This is a genomic window from Enterobacter sp. CP102 (genome assembly GCF_025152625.1).
In the GTDB taxonomy this organism is placed as follows: domain Bacteria; phylum Pseudomonadota; class Gammaproteobacteria; order Enterobacterales; family Enterobacteriaceae; genus Enterobacter; species Enterobacter soli.
Genome location: NZ_CP104014.1, coordinates 3,518,712 through 3,533,568 on the forward strand (window position 1 = coordinate 3,518,712; position 14,857 = coordinate 3,533,568).

General features: G+C 42.5%; 14 protein-coding genes, 1 other RNA gene and 1 pseudogene. 9 read left to right on the forward strand and 7 right to left on the reverse strand.

From position 1 onward, the window contains the following. Window positions 1-58: 58 nt before the first annotated feature. Complete coding sequence (gene recN, locus N1249_RS16550; protein WP_259831215.1) at window positions 59-1,720, forward strand: DNA repair protein RecN; 1,662 nt, start codon at window positions 59-61, stop codon at window positions 1,718-1,720. Window positions 1,721-1,858: 138 nt separating this feature from the next. After that, complete coding sequence (gene bamE / locus N1249_RS16555) at window positions 1,859-2,197, forward strand: outer membrane protein assembly factor BamE (RefSeq protein ID WP_014071415.1); 339 nt, start codon at window positions 1,859-1,861, stop codon at window positions 2,195-2,197. Between the two features lie 104 nt (window positions 2,198-2,301). Here bamE and N1249_RS16560 read toward each other — a convergent pair whose 3' ends face one another. Together N1249_RS16560 and N1249_RS16565 are read right to left on the reverse strand one after the other, a co-directional pair. Further along, on the reverse strand, window positions 2,302-2,589 hold the full coding sequence (locus tag N1249_RS16560) for an RnfH family protein (RefSeq protein WP_014071416.1): 288 nt from the start codon (window positions 2,587-2,589) through the stop codon (window positions 2,302-2,304). After that, window positions 2,579-3,016, reverse strand: a complete 438-nt coding sequence (locus tag N1249_RS16565) for a type II toxin-antitoxin system RatA family toxin (protein WP_041162109.1) — start codon at window positions 3,014-3,016, stop codon at window positions 2,579-2,581. The genes N1249_RS16560 and N1249_RS16565 overlap by 11 nt, the downstream gene beginning before the upstream one ends. A gap of 156 nt (window positions 3,017-3,172) precedes the next feature. On the opposite strand from N1249_RS16565, the gene smpB reads away from it, so the two are divergent. From smpB to N1249_RS16600, 7 genes and pseudogenes are all read left to right on the forward strand, one after another. Further along, on the forward strand, window positions 3,173-3,655 hold the full coding sequence (gene smpB, locus N1249_RS16570) for an SsrA-binding protein SmpB (RefSeq protein ID WP_014071418.1): 483 nt from the start codon (window positions 3,173-3,175) through the stop codon (window positions 3,653-3,655). Between the two features lie 90 nt (window positions 3,656-3,745). Next, window positions 3,746-4,108: a transfer-messenger RNA gene (gene ssrA / locus N1249_RS16575) on the forward strand. A 166-nt stretch (window positions 4,109-4,274) separates the two neighbouring features. Further along, window positions 4,275-5,504, forward strand: coding sequence for an integrase domain-containing protein (locus tag N1249_RS16580; protein WP_259831234.1), 1,230 nt, complete (start codon window positions 4,275-4,277; stop codon window positions 5,502-5,504). Between the two features lie 281 nt (window positions 5,505-5,785). Beyond that, the gene (locus N1249_RS16585; RefSeq protein WP_096147310.1) at window positions 5,786-7,342 is read left to right on the forward strand and encodes a recombinase family protein; all 1,557 of its coding nucleotides are present in this window, start codon (window positions 5,786-5,788) and stop codon (window positions 7,340-7,342) included. Continuing rightward, entirely contained in the window at window positions 7,332-8,228 is an 897-nt protein-coding gene (locus tag N1249_RS16590) for a ParB/RepB/Spo0J family partition protein (protein ID WP_259831244.1), read from the forward strand. The genes N1249_RS16585 and N1249_RS16590 overlap by 11 nt, the downstream gene beginning before the upstream one ends. After that, window positions 8,225-9,121 carry a plasmid partitioning protein RepB C-terminal domain-containing protein gene (locus tag N1249_RS16595; protein ID WP_259831245.1) on the forward strand — a complete coding sequence of 299 codons (897 nt, stop codon included), beginning with the start codon at window positions 8,225-8,227 and terminating at the stop codon, window positions 9,119-9,121. Before N1249_RS16590 ends, N1249_RS16595 begins: the two co-directional genes overlap by 4 nt. 115 nt (window positions 9,122-9,236) lie before the next feature. Next, window positions 9,237-9,461, forward strand: a pseudogene (locus tag N1249_RS16600) (integrase); the annotation flags it as partial. A gap of 156 nt (window positions 9,462-9,617) precedes the next feature. Here the strand turns inward: N1249_RS16600 and N1249_RS16605 are convergent. From N1249_RS16605 to hxsD, 5 genes are read right to left on the reverse strand one after another with little or no spacing between them, the layout of a single operon-like run. Continuing rightward, window positions 9,618-11,225 (reverse strand): TIGR04141 family sporadically distributed protein, encoded by a 1,608-nt coding sequence (locus N1249_RS16605; protein ID WP_200038081.1) that lies wholly within the window; start codon window positions 11,223-11,225, stop codon window positions 9,618-9,620. Window positions 11,226-11,243: 18 nt separating this feature from the next. Continuing rightward, entirely contained in the window at window positions 11,244-11,879 is a 636-nt protein-coding gene (gene hxsA / locus N1249_RS16610) for a His-Xaa-Ser repeat protein HxsA (protein ID WP_072202756.1), read from the reverse strand. After that, entirely contained in the window at window positions 11,876-12,988 is a 1,113-nt protein-coding gene (hxsC, locus tag N1249_RS16615) for a His-Xaa-Ser system radical SAM maturase HxsC (protein ID WP_200038079.1), read from the reverse strand. Before hxsC ends, hxsA begins: the two co-directional genes overlap by 4 nt. Next, on the reverse strand, window positions 12,981-14,369 hold the full coding sequence (gene hxsB, locus N1249_RS16620) for a His-Xaa-Ser system radical SAM maturase HxsB (RefSeq protein ID WP_058671521.1): 1,389 nt from the start codon (window positions 14,367-14,369) through the stop codon (window positions 12,981-12,983). The genes hxsC and hxsB overlap by 8 nt, the downstream gene beginning before the upstream one ends. Continuing rightward, on the reverse strand, window positions 14,369-14,641 hold the full coding sequence (hxsD, locus tag N1249_RS16625) for a His-Xaa-Ser system protein HxsD (protein ID WP_200038091.1): 273 nt from the start codon (window positions 14,639-14,641) through the stop codon (window positions 14,369-14,371). Before hxsD ends, hxsB begins: the two co-directional genes overlap by 1 nt. Between the last annotated feature and the right edge of the window lie 216 nt (window positions 14,642-14,857).

Sequence of the window (14,857 nt, forward strand, 5' to 3'; positions counted from 1 at the left end):
AAAACCAGTTTATACTGTATGAAAACACAGTTATGGTTTTTCATACAGGAAAACAATTATGCTGGCACAACTGACCATCAGCAACTTCGCCATTGTTCGTGAACTTGAAATCGACTTCCACAGTGGCATGACGGCTATTACCGGGGAAACCGGTGCAGGTAAATCCATTGCCATTGATGCTCTCGGCTTGTGCCTGGGCGGGCGTGCAGAAGGCGACATGGTGCGCACTGGCGCAAACCGCGCCGACCTCTGCGCCCGCTTTTCACTGAAAGATACCCCCGCCGCGCTGCGCTGGCTGGAAGAGAACCAGCTTGAAGATGGACGTGAGTGTTTACTTCGCCGCGTGATCAGCAGTGATGGCCGCTCTCGTGGCTTTATCAATGGCACGGCCGTACCGCTTTCCCAGCTTCGCGAGCTTGGCCAGTTACTGATTCAAATCCACGGCCAACACGCTCACCAACAGCTTGTTAAGCCCGAGCAGCAAAAAGCCCTGCTCGATGGCTACGCAGGTGAGTATGCACTTACTCAACTGATGGCAGAACACTACCGCCAGTGGCATCAGAGCTGCCGTGAGCTTGCCCAGCACCAGCAGCTGAGCCAGGAGCGCGCCGCGCGTGCTGAGCTGCTGGAATATCAGCTTAAAGAGCTGAACGAATTTAACCCGCTGCCAGGGGAATTCGAGCAAATCGACGAAGAGTACAAGCGTCTGGCCAACAGCGGCCATTTGCTCTCAACCAGCCAAAACGCCCTGAACCTGCTTGCGGACGGTGAAGACGTTAACCTGCAAAGCCAGCTGTATAACGTACGCCAGTTAGTCACCGAGCTGGCTGGCATGGACAGCAAACTCTCTGGCGTGCTGGATATGCTGGAAGAGGCAGCCATCCAGATTTCTGAGGCGGGCGATGAACTGCGCCACAATTGTGAGCGCCTGGATCTCGACCCTAATCGTTTGTTCGAGTTAGAGCAACGCATCTCTCGCCAGATTTCACTGGCGCGTAAGCATCACGTGTCACCGGAAGAGCTGCCAACCTTTTATCAGAGCCTGCTGGATGAACAGCAGCAGCTTGACGACCAGGCCGACTCGCAGGAAACCTTGACGCTGGCGGTGAATCTGCACCACCAACAGGCACTGGCGACGGCAAAACAGCTGCACGACATCCGTCAGCACTATGCGCAGGAATTAAGCCAGCACATCACCGAGAGTATGCACACGCTGGCAATGCCGCACGGTGTGTTCACGATCGATGTTCGCTTTGAAGAAAACTACCTGACAGCGGAAGGCGCAGACCGCATCGAATTCCGCGTGACCACAAACCCAGGTCAGCCGTTACAGGCCATTTCTAAAGTGGCGTCTGGTGGTGAGCTGTCTCGTATCGCCCTCTCCATCCAGGTGATTACGGCACGTAAAATGGAAACCCCGGCGCTCATTTTCGATGAAGTGGATGTGGGGATCAGCGGCCCAACGGCGGCCGTGGTAGGCAAACTTCTGCGTCAGTTGGGCGAATCCACCCAGGTAATGTGTGTCACCCACCTGCCGCAGGTGGCAGGCTGTGGTCATCACCACTTTATCGTCAGCAAAGAAACTGATGGCGAAATGACCGAAACGCACATGACGCCTTTAGATAAGCGCTCGCGTTTACAGGAGCTGGCGCGCCTGCTGGGGGGAAGTGAAGTGACGCGCAACACCCTCGCGAACGCGAAAGAACTGCTGGCTGCCTAAACTTTTTCGGGATCTCAGAGTCATAGAGAACAACAAAAACGCCGCCAGACCGGTTTCAAAGTGGGGCAAGGTCTATTATCATCGGCATATTACATATGAGCCGCGTACTGCTCGGGCCCGAAAAGGAATCAAATCACTATGCGCTGTAAAACGCTGACCGCTGCCGCAGCGGTTCTTCTGATGTTGACCGCAGGCTGTTCCACTCTGGAGAAAGTGGTTTACCGTCCTGACATCAACCAGGGGAACTACCTTACCCCTAACGATGTGTCCAAAATCCGTGTGGGGATGACACAACAGCAGGTCGCTTATGCACTGGGAACCCCGATGATGTCCGATCCATTCGGCACAAACACCTGGTTCTATGTATTCCGTCAGCAGCCTGGTCATGAAGATGTGACCCAGCAGACCCTGACGCTGACCTTCAACAGCAGCGGCGTGTTGACTAACATCGACAACAAACCTGCTCTGACCAAGTAATCTGGCGTCAGAAATGCAAAAAGGTGCTCAATGAGCACCTTTTTTGTACCTGAATTCTCGCTCAGGACGCGTAGCCCCGGTAAGCGCAGCGCCACCGGGGGGAACTACTTACCCGATTTCTCCGCACGCTGGCGACGAAGCTCTTTCGGGTCGGCAATCAGCGGTCGATAAATCTCGACCCTGTCGCCCTCTTTCAGCACATCCCCCAGTTTTACCGGGCGGCTGTAGATACCGACTTTGTTTTTTGCCAGATCGATATCACTGCGAAGCTCAAGCAAACCCGAGGCACGAATGGCGTCCTCAACCGTTGCATTCTCTTCCAGCGTAACGCGTTGCAGATACTGTTTTTCCGGCAGCGCGTACACCACTTCTACAGCAATCTTATGCGACACTGTAGACCTCTTTGGCGCGAGAGGTGAACGCCTGAACCATGTTTGAGGCCAGCTCTTTGAAGATACGGCCAAACGCCAGCTCTATCAGCTTATTGGTAAATTCAAAATCGAGATGGAATTCAATGCGGCAGGCGTCAGCGCTCAGTGGCGTGAACTTCCAGCCCCCCATCAGGGTTTTAAACGGGCCATCGACCAGATGCATTAAAATACTCTGATTATCGGTCAGCGTATTACGGGTCGTGAACGTCTTACTGATCCCCGCTTTCGAGACATCCACGGCCGCTGTCATCTGCGTCGGGCCAGATTCCAGTACCCGGCTACCGGTACATCCCGGAATAAACTGCGGATAAGACTGAACATCGTTCACTAACTGATACATTTGTTCCACGCTGAAGGGGACAAGCGCAGTACGGCTAATCTGAGGCATAGCATTTTCCATGGTCACACAACGGACAAATAATAACATTTATCACCTGTTAAAAAAACGCTAAGCCTCATCTCGTGCTAATATAGCGCGTTAGACCTCACAGGACGCAATGAGGTGACTTTTTGAAATCAGATTACCGACGGCTTTACGACACCTATGACGAAGAAAAAAGCACATAAACCAGGTTCGGCGACCATTGCGCTTAACAAGCGTGCTCGCCATGAGTATTTCATCGAAGAAGAATTCGAAGCAGGCCTTGCGTTGCAGGGCTGGGAAGTAAAATCACTGCGCGCTGGCAAAGCCAATATTGGTGATAGCTATGTGATCTTCAAAGACGGCGAAGCCTTTTTGTTTGGCGCAAACTTTACGCCGCTGACGGTCGCCTCTTCGCACTACGTGTGCGATCCAACCCGCACCCGTAAGCTGCTACTGAACAAGCGTGAGCTGGATTCCCTTTTCGGGCGTATCAATCGCGAAGGTTATACCGTGCTGGCCCTGTCTCTGTACTGGAAGAACGCATGGTGCAAAGTGAAAATCGGCGTCGCGAAAGGTAAGAAGCAGCACGACAAACGTAACGATGCTAAAGATCGTGAATGGCAGGTCGATAAAGCGCGTATCATGAAGCACGCAGGCCGTTAATTTCAGGATACTTATTGAGCGATTCAATAAGTTAGCGTTCCGGGCTGGTATCCAGGAAGTGAAATCTGGTATACTCAGTTCAACACTATTGGGGCTGATTCTGGATTCGACGGGATTTGCGAAACCCAAGGTGCATGCCGAGGGGCGGTTTGCCTCGTAAAAAGCCGCAAAAAAATAGTCGCAAACGACGAAAACTACGCTTTAGCAGCTTAATAACCTGCTAAGAGCCCTCTCTCCCTAGCTTCCGCTCTTAAGACGGGGATCAAGAGAGGTCAAACCCAAAAGAGATCGCGCGGATGCCCTGCCTGGGGTTGAAGTGCTAAAACTAATCAGGCTAGTTCGTTAGTGGCGTGTCTGTCCGCAGCTGGCGTGCGAATGTAAAGACAAACTAAGCATGTAGTACCGAGGATGTAGAAATTTCGGACGCGGGTTCAACTCCCGCCAGCTCCACCAAATATTGATGCACTGAAGTTCAGTAAAGTCTACTAAGCCCGCACAGCACAAGCTCTGCGGGCTTTTTTACGTCTATTGTAGTCTGGTGAGAATTGCTGAGAACTACGAGTTATGGCACCCTGAATGGGACCCACTAAGAAGGGTCCAAAAATCGAGGGTCCCAAACATGGCAAAAATCGCTAAGAAGCTCACTGACACTGAAATCAAAAGCACCAAACCTGCCGAGAAAGAGGTTAACCTTTTTGACGGCGATGGTTTGCTCTTGCGAATCGCTCCCCTGTCGAAGGGAGGGAAGAAAAATTGGTATTTCAGATATGCAGTGCCTGTGACCAAAAAGCGAACTAAGGTGAGCTTAGGAACCTATCCTCACCTTACACTTGCGAAGGCACGAGCTTTACGTGATGAATACTTGTCGTTGCTTGCAAATGGTATAGACCCACAAGTTCATAACACCCAGAAAGCCAATGCCCTAAAAGATGCAACGGAACATACATTTCAAGCAGTAGCCAAGAAGTGGCTTGATGAGAAAGTCAAAACGTCAGGCATCTCCCAGGATCATGCTAACGACATCTGGCGAAGCCTAGAAAGAAATATCTTTCCAACGTTGGGTGATACCCCCATTAAGGAGATTCGCCCTAAAATGCTTAAACAGCATCTAGACCCCATAGAAAAACGAGGTGTCCTTGAAACACTTCGCCGCATCATATCCCGCCTGAATGAAATTTTCCGCTATGCAGCAACAGAAGAACTCATAGAATTCAATCCGGCTGACAATCTTGCCCAGAGATTTAGTAAGCCGAAGAAACAGAACATGCCAGCCCTGCCCCCAACCGAACTCCCCCGCTTCCTTACAGTGTTAAACAACGCCTCAGTCCGTATGGAGACACGATTGCTGATTGAATGGCAGTTACTAACTTGGGTTCGTCCTGGTGAGGCTGTTCGCACTAGATGGGCCGATATAGATACTGACAACTCAATGTGGAACATCCCGGCGGAGTTCATGAAAATGAAGAAGCCTCATAAAGTTCCACTAAGTAAAGAAGCTTTGCGAGTCTTGGATTCAATGAAAGCCATCAGCGGGCGTAGAGAGTGGGTTTTCCCCAGTATCAAAGCTCCACTCAATCACATGCATGAACAAACAGCCAATGCGGCCATAATCCGTATGGGCTTCGGAGGTGAGCTTGTAGCTCACGGTATGCGATCCATTGCTAGAACGGCTGCTGAGGAGTCTGGCAAGTTTAGAACTGATGTCTTAGAAGCCGCCCTTGCCCACTCGAAGAAAGATGAAATAATTGCAGCCTACAATCGTGCAGAGTATCTCACTGAACGGGTGGTTCTCATGCAATGGTGGAGTGACTATGTTTCGTCTCAAAAATGCAAAGGTATTGCCGCATAACTCTCCCATGATGGGTTAACTATCTTGATTTAGTTAAAGAATTAATAATCACACCATTAACCTATGTGGACTAAGCATAGCCATTTACAAATGGGGACCATGAGTCCACATAACGAAAGCTGTCGGTCATATCAGCTAAATAATCACATCTCTTCTCGATTATCATACACCTCGAAGATTTACCAAATTCGCTCTAATCGATGATAAAAGAGTTGAATTTGGTTAAAAATTGATCAATTTTATCCTCTACATTGTATTGAATCATCCATGAGGTTTCGTGCATGGCTAGCGAAAATGATAAAAATCATAAAGTTAGAGTCGCACAGTACTTGAGGATGTCTACCGACCATCAGCAATATTCTTTACATAATCAGTCCGAATATATCAAAGATTATGCTGAAAAGAACAATATGGAAATCGCTTATACCTACGATGATGCAGGTAAAAGCGGAGTCAGTATCGTAGGCCGGCATTCTTTGCAGCAGTTACTTAGTGATGTAGAACAAAAGAAAATAGATATACAGGCTGTATTATTTTATGATGTGAGCCGTTTTGGTCGTTTTCAAAACAGTGATGAAGCTGCATATTATTCCTTTCTATTTGAGAGAAACGGTGTAGACCTTATATACTGTTCTGAACCTATACCCACTAAAGATTTCCCTTTAGAGTCTTCTGTAATACTGAATATAAAAAGATCTAGTGCTGCATATCACAGCAGGAATTTATCTGAAAAGGTATTTATAGGACAAGTAAATTTAATAAAGCTTGGTTATCATCAAGGCGGCATGGCTGGTTATGGGCTGAGACGTCTTTTAGTTGACGAAAATGGCATAGCCAAAGAAATATTGAGTTTCCGCAAAAGAAAGAGTATTCAAACAGATAGAGTAATATTAATTCCGGGACCAAAAAATGAGATAAAAATTGTAAATAGAATCTATGATCTCTTTATAGATTATAACGTACCAGAATTCATTATTGCTGAGAGATTAAATGAACAGAATATACCTGCAGAAAATGGAACATTATGGACTCGTGCAAAAATACATCAAATCTTGACAAATGAAAAATATATTGGGAACAATATATATAACAAAACCTCATCTAAACTAAAAAGTAGACTTGTAAAAAACCCCAAACATGAATGGGTTAGATGTGACAAAGCATATAAACCCATTATTTCAAAGAAAAAATATAATAAAGCTCAAGATATAATTCAGCTCCGATCCATACATTTGACTAATGAAGAGCTTTTAGAAAAGCTAAAACAAAAATTGGAATCTAAGGGAAAACTATCAGGATTTATCATTGATGAAGATGATACAGGCCCTTCATCTTCTGTTTACAGAACCCGATTTGGTGGTCTTTTAAGAGCATATACTTTGATTGGTTATAAGCCAGAACATGATTACAGCTATCTCCAAATAAATGAAGCACTAAGATCATTTTACTCAGGTATAATTGAGGATTTTAAGGGGAGAATTTTAAAAAGTAACTGCTATATAGACGAATATAAATATGCCCCAATGCTTTACATCAATGATGAGCTTTTAATTTCCGTCCTTATTACTAAATGCATACATATGAAATCAGGTAAACTTAGATGGAAGGTCCGGTTTGATAACTCACAAAAAGCAGACATAACAATTGTTATACGAATGGATTCACAAAATATTTCGCCTCTTGATTTTTATATCATACCAAAGATAGAAAACGAATATAGTAAAATGTGCATGACGGAAACAAACAACATTCGATTAGATCTCTATAGATTTGATAATCTGGATAAACTTCTACAAATTATTACTCGCATGAAAGTGAGGGAACTATATGCTGCCTGAAACAAATGTTTTCCCAATAATTCAAATTGAGATTGCAAAAATAAAATTCCTTAACCCACGAACTAGAAATAAGGTAGTTCATGAAGAAATTAAGGAAAGCATAAAAAAAAGAGGATTAAGCAAGCCTATAAGCGTAAGAGCGATTGATGAAGACGATTTCAAATATGCTTTAATTTGTGGTCAAGGGAGAATAGAGGCTCTCGTTGCATTAGGTGAAACCATTATTCCAGCAATTATAAGAGATGTATCAGAAGAAGATGCTTACGTTATGAGTTTGGTTGAAAACATTGCAAGGAGGAGACCACGTTCCAATGAGTTATTACAGGTAATAAAAGATATGAAACACAGAGGACTTTCAGACTCCGAAATAAGTGAGATTACTGGGTATTCATCAAACTGGGTGAGCAGTATAAATATGCTTCTTGATAAGGGAGAGCATAAACTTCTCTCTGCAGTCGAACGGGGGAATTTGCCTCTGTATCTCGCAGTGCAATTTGCAAGATGTGAAACTGAAGAAGCACAAGATATTCTTACCGAAGCATATGATAAAAAATTAATAAAAAGCCGAGACATTATAAAGATAAAACACATTCTAAATCAGCGAACAATTGGGAATAAAGGTGCAAAAGCAGCCGGGTTTTATTATCACAAACCATCAAAAAGAATGACTGCTGAGGAGTTAATTGAGCTTTATGAAAATAGTATCGCTGAACATAAATCTGTTTATAACAACTCTAAATTTATAAAAACTAATTTGCTGATTGTAAATGAGATATTTAACATCATAATGATGAATAAAAGCTTTCAAAATATACTTGAACAAGAGAATCTTTCAGAACTGCCATCTCAGATCCTAAATCCAATAAACAAAGAGGCATCAAAATGATTCAGATACGTTTTGGCGACAACTTTATTTATTTAGAAACAAACAAGTTAGTTCCCTCTAAGGAATTGTTAGAAAATGTAAAGCTAAGTCATAAATATCATCAAATAGTTACCTCTATTGAAAGCTTAGGTATTATTGAACCAATAATAGTGTTCTATGACAAAGATAAAGATGCCATTAAGATACTCGATGGCCATTTGAGGGTTGAGGCTTTAAAAGACTTAGGCATAGAAAAAGCTCCATGTATACTTTCGAGCATAGATGATGCGTTCACTCCTAACAAACAAGTCAATCATATAAATGTAGTTGAAGAACATAGAATGATAATCAAGTCCTTAGCAAAAGTTTCAATTGAAAAACTTAGTGCTGCTTTGGGAATATCTATTGATGCTATAAAAGATAAAGCTAATGTGATGAACGGTATAGATCCAAGTATAATTGCGAAACTTTCTGATAAACCTATACCTAAGGCTACATTTGATGTTTTGAGGAAAATGAAGCCAATTCGTCAAATTGAAGCTGTAGGTACAATGATTAATTTTGATAATTATAGTAAAAAATTTGCAATGAGCATCTTGGATGCTACACCGGCATCGATGATAGTAAATAAAGGGAAAAACACTCCCTATAAAAAGGACATAAAAAAAACCATACTTCGTCTGGAACAGGAAATGGCAACAACTTCGGAAGAAACAAAAAAGCTTCAAACCGAGTATGGTTCAGATATGTTGAAATTCGTGATAATCCAGTCATATATTAATAAATTACTTGGTAACTCTAAAGTTCTTCATTGGTTCTTGGAAAACGAAGTTGATTATCTTAATGAGTTAAAAAGAATTTCGAAAATAAATTCTTTAGATGATAAGACTCTTGCTGAAAACAGCCAGTCATAGGTATGGTTTTATATATCCGAAATAAACCAAGAAGTATACTTACACAACCATAATGGCTTCTCTTAGATATTAGCATAAGTAGGCAGTATAAGCCGTAATCATTCAAACGATTTAAGGAGGTGAACTTATGGTTAACAGAATGAGATCTATTGCGAGAACGGCGACAGACGAATCTGGTAAGTCCAGGACTGGTGTCTTAGAAGCGGCCCTTGCCCACTCAAAGAAAGATGAAATAATTGCAGCTTACAATCGAGCAGAATATCTGGCAGAACGAGTGATTCTCATGCAGTGGTGGAGTGATTATGTCATTGCTCAAAAATTTAAAGCTATTGCGGCATAACAACTCTATGAGGGGTTAAATCTCCTAGCCCCTTATCCACCAAGACATAAACCTTTTTTGACACCACTTTGTTCTAAACCAAGATACATGGGCTGTAACTTACAAAAGCGATTTTCTGCATGAACTGGCAAACATCTCTGGCATTGAAAAATTTATTTAAAGCTTGTTCTTTTGTGGTTTACATAGCTTCTTTTTATAAATATCTTGGTCCACAGCAATTTTGCAGATCCTGACCTCATACCCAAAATTGGTAATACTCTTGTGGAAATTTTTTAAGTTTATTTTAGAAAACAAAGGTAAATCTTCGGGAAGATTTTTATTAGAAGCTATGGCGAAAACTAGTTTATATTTTTTAGCATCTGGTCTATTCATATGATCGGCTAATTTTATATGAGCAGGTAGTTTCTCATTAAGTTTGCCTCGAAATTCAGAGTCACTTATAAAAAGTTCAGCACCTACAAATCCTTGTGAAAAAAGATGGCTCATACTTTGCGAACCAGTATAATATTTTACATGGATAAAATCTGATTGACCTCTGATAAGATCACAAAATTCAATCTTACTTTTGCCACCACCATGATGAATGAATTTCTGATCCATGTGTGTAAAGGAATTATCATCGTGGCAAAGTTTTTTATTATAATCCTCCTCTCGTTTATATGAATATACAGGGAATTTATCCGACTCCTCATAATGAATTATTTTTTTCATTTCATCATCAATAGTCGATACAAAATTCCTATCTGCAACATACCATATAGAGTCTCGAAGAATATAGTTCTGATCACCTTCTTTTATCTCGGCATAGAGGCACCTATATAAAGACCATTTTTTTATCGATTCAAAATCGGCATTCAAAACATGCAGGTAACTTTTTTTGAGTTCATCAACAGTTACATCAGTTTTCTTACCATCAAAATAATCACAAACATGGTATATTGATAAGGTTTCATGAATGAACCTTTGTCTCTTATCAAAGCAATAGCCTATTTGATTTTCCCAGTCTACTATTTCTGGCTCTCCAAGCCATAAATCATTGAAGTCTTTTTCCTTTATCCGATCAATCAAAAGCGAATCCAATATCTCAACTTCTTGTTCATCAGCCTCCTTGATATTGTTAACCCATTCGAATTCTTCAGGAAGAGGTAATAAGTAAATAGAGTCTATTTTGGTCAACAGTGCTGGAATAGCCTTCAATTCAATATCCGGCATGATAACAAACGCATCTTTGCCAGTAATTTTACTTCCTAAAATATCTTCTGTCGAAGTGCCTGTGAGAGTTGTGAGAATATCCATCTCAGAATCTATTTTTAGGTTGTATATATCGACTTCTTTACTGCTCTGACTGCGAGTTAACAGGTTCGTATCGTTGTGACTGCCTTTATCTAAACTGCGAATTTTTTTATGTTCTATACTATTAAGAGTTGTTTTAAGCCCAAAACCTTTGACAATGCTGCCATCATTGATTAAGTGATGACCGGTTCCAAAGGGAATAAGATATCTGGAATTGTTAGCTTCAATAACTAATACTGCTCCTGTGCTACTATTCATACCAAAGAAATCAGGTTCTATGCCAGGATTTTGGCCCATAAAAAAGGTGCTCCATTCAGGAGGTTTTGGGTCCATATACTCCTTTACATATAGATATGCTCGTGCATCCTCCATCTCGAATTCAACAGGTCTTTTGACCCTTTCCAAATTCAAAACCTGATCAATATCATCGCTAAACCTTTTTGTTTTATAAATAGAGAGTTTTATCTTCATTCTATTTATCCTAATATTTTAACGAGCCAGTATGTTCAAAGAGTTCAATAACTGAGAATCTAATGTTTCTCTTACTGGAGTAGGAAGCCCATATGCAACTCTGTAATTTTTGATAGCAGTTCGTGTCGCAGGCCCCATACTTCCGTCTATATTGCCGTTATAAAACCCTTTATCCAGTAATGCGAACTGCACTCGCATGATCAAACGCTTACGCTTCTCAGTATCAGAAGCCAGCCCACTACTTGCACGAGTAGTTCCATTCATCCCAGCAGAGTTTGTGGTCGTAGAGGCATCGGTGTCATTAGAGCGAAGCGAACGAACAGATGAAGAAGACGATGACGAATTTGTACCTGAAGTGGATGAGCCTAATGAGCTTGGTGAACTGTATGTTTTAGGATAATAAGGAGTGCTTCCACCATAGTACCCACCACCAGACGAAGATCTATGAGAACTATGGCTTCGATGGGAGCTATGACTACGATGCCCTGCAATGTAGAAAGGTACTTCCGTGTTAAGTGGAGCTATAACTAAATCATGCTCATTAAGAGTCATACCGGGCAAATCATTTGCACCAGTAGAGGAATCACTTGCCCATACAGAATTATTGAGTGCTAAAAATCCCGGAAGCAGAGCAGCGAAATTAAATTTTTTCATAAAATTGGTCTCGGTGGTTGATGAAAACGGCCTTTTGATGAACTGAAATAACCAGCACAGGAAGGCTTCTGAATACATTCATCACATTCTTTGGGGTAGTAATTTTTCCAGTCAGAAATTGACTGAGTAGCAAATCCCCAAGCTCTTTCAGGAAGATGGCACAATGGGTAATTGAAGATTGTTAGGGTGATGCCTGACCTTTGTGCTGTTCCTATGGCAGAGAGAATTTTCTCACTATAGCTATCATGCTCAATGAAGATTGATGACCAGTTTTTACGTGCCCAGCCGATAGATTCTAACCCCATAAGAGAAATCTGGTTGATATTGGAAAACACGCGACCAGCGAACTCTATGATTTTGTCCAGTTCCATATAGTTAGCCAGTGTAGGAATGATTCTTAACTCAATGTTGATTCCTGAGTTACCGGCATTGATAAGCCCCCTAACTGTCTCATCAAATGCCCCCTCGCTTCCAACCAGATAGTCATGAACTGACGACCTTGAAGAATAAAGCGGAATACCGAAAGTTATTTTGAGCTTTTCGCTTCGCTCTTTCATCTGTTGAGTAAAACTGACATCTGCAAACTTTCGTCCATTGGTCAAAACATGCAAAGCTGTCTCAGGTGAGTTTTCGATTATGAAGTCCAGAAATTGCAGGAAATCTTCGCCATACAGTAGAGGTTCTCCCCCACTCACTCCCACTACACCATTCAGGGAGAAAGAGGCAATGGCAAGTGCTGACTGGTTAAGAAGCCAGCCATCGTTTCCTGTCTTAGGAGGCTGAGAACAAAAAAGGCAACTGTTATTGCACCTTTCAGTTACCAGAACAGTGTTATGGTTTGCTCTCCGTGACAAAATCACCCTAATCATGTTTCCGTTGTTAACAATCCCTATATCACCATCTTCTATGGAATTGAAAAGATTAGTGCTCACAACGTAGTCTGCAAAATATGCAGGAAGTCTGGAATCGAGTTCAGTTTCACTGACCAGTAAATTTGGCAGATAGAATTGAGGATTTTCGGGCTTAGATTTGCACAAGCGATAGAAACCTTGCTTAACTGGCAGATCTGCCGTAAATCTGAAAATGTCGTTTCTCAGCACCTCAGACATAAGCCCACCCTTTAAGCATCTTCGCAATCGGTCCATCCTGAGAGATTTCATTCAGAAGGTAGCGGAACATGCCTTTGTGATACTGGCAGAAAGTAGAACGACTCTTGTCACCAACAGGTTCGCCATGAACACTAATGTTCTGGCAAGGATCTGCTCCACAGAAAGGCTGGTATGCACAGGTGTCACAACCTGGCATGGCGAAGTTAAATGAAGATGAGAGAGCGGAACGGTAGTATTCGTTGCTACTGAATGAGAGTGAGGCAAACTCTCCTGCACTGAAATCTGCTTCCGGGTTTACTTTCTGAAGCATACGACTTTCATCACTACCGTAGACTTTACCGTCATAATTGAACAGGATGCAGTTCAGCACGACTCCGCTTGGCGATTTTAGATCTGCATAACCACTGAAGCCTGGATTGAAAATTCGCTTGAGATGAATAGCAGCCGAGTGCTCAATGACAGGTATTCCCTTTTCATTCTGAATCAACACTTCCTGCATCAACTCTTTATAAAAAGCAAAATACTCTGGCATTGAAAAAGTGAAGCTCTGCTTCTGAGCAAACCCATAAGGACTAACAGGCCTGATAAACATGTCTGTAAGACCCAGAGACAGATGAGCATCTACTATGGAAGCCGGCTCCTTTGTCAGTTCCTTAGTAACAGTGGTTACAGTTGCTACCCGGTTTGTCCCAAGTTCTTCTGTGATTTTCCGAATACCTGTTACTGCTTTGTTGTGAGCCTGAAAGTCAGTAAGGATGCGATTCTTGTTATGGACGGCTTCATTCCCATCAAGCGAGACAGAGAAGGTGATATTCCGCCCTTTAACCCACGAGAGGATGCTTTCATCGAGTAATGACAGACTTGTAGCAATCACCATTTCGAAAGCATCCCTACCCAATGAAATCTCGCACTCGTGATAGATTGACTGGACAAGATCGAACCGGAGAAGTGGTTCACCGCCCTGTACTTCTATTTTATAGGGAGGTGTACCCAGTTTTTTTATAGTGCTGACAATTTGCGGTATCAGTTCAGGATTGAGGTCATAACCATCAGCGGTGACCGATGCCCTACTGACCTGGCAATATTTGCAAGTATGATCACAGCGAAGAGTAGGTACAATCATGAAGATTGGCCTGACCGCTAATTCATTCATGAGTCGTTTGGCAAAAGCCGAACTTAGTGCATGAGGGGTAACGGATGAAGATTCTTCTCCACAAACGAAAAGTTTGCTTTCAAGCGATGAGAACTGCTCCAGGCTTACATGACCGTTTACGAGATCGAAAAATTCTTGCTCACCTACAAAATGATGAAAGCCAGCGAGGTTACTGATGAATACCCGGCCGTCAGGCATCCTGTCGAAGTTAAAAGGCATCAGTCTCATTATGCAAGCCTGTCATCTATGCTTCGGAGAACCTTACTGATAATGGCATCACGCAACTGACCAGTTTGATGGTGAAGTTTCTCACGGAGGCTAAAATCGTTTAACAGCCTTCCGAATTCGAACTCACATTCAGGACCACCTATCTCAAAAAAGATAATCCACAAGGATGTGTTTTCTTCAAGTGTCCATGGACTTACAGGAGTCATCCAGTATAGGGTGTTTCGGATAACCCATTCAGAATAAAGATTTTTTTGTAATATCTTTTCCCACATCGCCATTACCTTCCAAAATAAATAATAACGGAAAGAAACCTATTCCATTTAGGGATTTTTCTTATAGATTAATGATATAACATTTTCCAAAACATGTTACTGAGTATGTCAAAATTCTGAGATTCAGTTCAACTAGAAGTTAATCGAATCACGTGCTCACATGATGCAGCAATAGGTTACATATAGGCTACTTTTTGAGATAACAGGCAAAGAATT

Bases quoted from the DNA above. Each gene is read 5' to 3' on its own strand.
- recN (WP_259831215.1), top strand. From the start codon at position 59: ATGCTGGCACAACTGACCATCAGCAACTTCGCCATTGTTCGTGAACTT.
- bamE (WP_014071415.1), top strand. From the start codon at position 1,859: ATGCGCTGTAAAACGCTGACCGCTGCCGCAGCGGTTCTTCTGATGTTG.
- N1249_RS16565 (WP_041162109.1), bottom strand. From the start codon at position 3,016: ATGCCTCAGATTAGCCGTACTGCGCTTGTCCCCTTCAGCGTGGAACAA.
- smpB (WP_014071418.1), top strand. From the start codon at position 3,173: ATGACGAAGAAAAAAGCACATAAACCAGGTTCGGCGACCATTGCGCTT.
- N1249_RS16580 (WP_259831234.1), top strand. From the start codon at position 4,275: ATGGCAAAAATCGCTAAGAAGCTCACTGACACTGAAATCAAAAGCACC.
- N1249_RS16585 (WP_096147310.1), top strand. From the start codon at position 5,786: ATGGCTAGCGAAAATGATAAAAATCATAAAGTTAGAGTCGCACAGTAC.
- N1249_RS16590 (WP_259831244.1), top strand. From the start codon at position 7,332: ATGCTGCCTGAAACAAATGTTTTCCCAATAATTCAAATTGAGATTGCA.
- N1249_RS16595 (WP_259831245.1), top strand. From the start codon at position 8,225: ATGATTCAGATACGTTTTGGCGACAACTTTATTTATTTAGAAACAAAC.
- N1249_RS16605 (WP_200038081.1), bottom strand. From the start codon at position 11,225: ATGAAGATAAAACTCTCTATTTATAAAACAAAAAGGTTTAGCGATGAT.
- hxsA (WP_072202756.1), bottom strand. From the start codon at position 11,879: ATGAAAAAATTTAATTTCGCTGCTCTGCTTCCGGGATTTTTAGCACTC.
- hxsC (WP_200038079.1), bottom strand. From the start codon at position 12,988: ATGTCTGAGGTGCTGAGAAACGACATTTTCAGATTTACGGCAGATCTG.
- hxsB (WP_058671521.1), bottom strand. From the start codon at position 14,369: ATGAGACTGATGCCTTTTAACTTCGACAGGATGCCTGACGGCCGGGTA.
- hxsD (WP_200038091.1), bottom strand. From the start codon at position 14,641: ATGTGGGAAAAGATATTACAAAAAAATCTTTATTCTGAATGGGTTATC.